This window comes from Mammaliicoccus sp. B-M6, assembly GCF_022386965.1.
Lineage (GTDB): Bacteria > Bacillota > Bacilli > Staphylococcales > Staphylococcaceae > Mammaliicoccus > Mammaliicoccus sciuri_A.
The window spans coordinates 1-377 of sequence record NZ_JAJNHJ010000089.1; the positions used below are offsets into that span (position 1 = coordinate 1).

Sequence of the window (377 nt, forward strand, 5' to 3'; positions counted from 1 at the left end):
TGGTGCCGAGGACCGGAATCGAACCGGTACGGTAATCACTTACCGCAGGATTTTAAGTCCTGTGCGTCTGCCAGTTCCGCCACCCCGGCAAATAATGGAGCAGAAGACGGGATTCGAACCCGCGACCCCAACCTTGGCAAGGTTGTATTCTACCGCTGAACTACTTCTGCAAAATTAAATGCTTAAATCATATTAATAATAATGCGGGTGAAGGGAGTCGAACCCCCACGCCTTGCGGCGCTAGATCCTAAGTCTAGTGCGTCTGCCAATTCCGCCACACCCGCTTAAATGGTGAGCCATAGAGGATTCGAACCTCTGACCCTCTGATTAAAAGTCAGATGCTCTACCAACTGAGCTAATGGCTCTAAAACATGGTG

At 50.1% G+C, this 377-nt stretch carries 4 tRNA genes; all 4 read right to left on the minus strand.

Annotated features, from left to right (window positions below):
* A tRNA-Leu gene (locus tag LQ693_RS13530) sits at nt 1-89 on the minus strand.
* A 6-nt stretch (nt 90-95) separates the two neighbouring features.
* Nucleotides 96-170, minus strand: a tRNA-Gly gene (locus LQ693_RS13535).
* 32 nt (nt 171-202) lie between these two features.
* Nucleotides 203-284 (minus strand) — tRNA-Leu (locus LQ693_RS13540).
* 5 nt (nt 285-289) lie between these two features.
* A tRNA-Lys gene (locus LQ693_RS13545) sits at nt 290-365 on the minus strand.
* Nucleotides 366-377 lie beyond the last annotated feature (12 nt).